At 72.4% G+C, this 606-nt stretch carries 1 protein-coding gene; it reads right to left on the bottom strand.

The genetic code is table 11. The features are described 5' to 3' along the window. Positions 1-606, bottom strand: a 606-nt coding sequence (locus IY392_RS17550) for a lytic transglycosylase domain-containing protein (RefSeq protein WP_194861925.1), incomplete at both ends; no start/stop codon positions are given.

Genomic DNA, 606 nt, shown 5'->3' on the forward strand with positions numbered 1-606 from the left:
CGGTGGTCCCCACCGAGTACGCGGCCGCCGCGTCGCGGACGTCCATGAGGTACTCCCGCGAGGCGTTGTAGGCCAGCACGGCCCGCTGCCAGTTCTCCGCCACCGAGAGGTCGCCGCCGTTCTCGCACAGCAGCCGGGCGGCGGACACGGCGGCGTCGTCGATCTGATTGGGGTCGGCCCGCCCGTCACCGTTGGCGTCGACGCCGTACCTGCGCCACGACTCCGGGATGAACTGCATGGGTCCGACCGCCCGGTCGAACTCGGGGTCCCCGTCCAGCTCACCGCCGTCGGTGTCCGGGATGCGGGCGAAGCCGGGCGAGCCGTCGAGCTGGATGCCGATGATCGGGGGCAGCGCGTAGCCGTAGTCGTTCAGGGTGGAACCCCGGTACCGGCCGTGCCGGGTCTCCACGTGGCCGATCCCGGCCAGCGTGGTCCACGCGAGGTTGCACTCGGGCCGCGTCTGCCGCATGGTCTCGGCGGCGTTGCCGTAGGCGGCCAGGGCGGCGGCGGGGATGTTCATCTGCTCGTTGATCCCCTGAGCCCACGGCCGCAGCTGATCGGAGGTCCGCCCGGGGGCGTTGATGTCCACCTCGGGGACAGGAGCGC

It is taken from the genome of Dietzia sp. SYD-A1, assembly GCF_015356725.1.
Lineage (GTDB): Bacteria > Actinomycetota > Actinomycetes > Mycobacteriales > Mycobacteriaceae > Dietzia.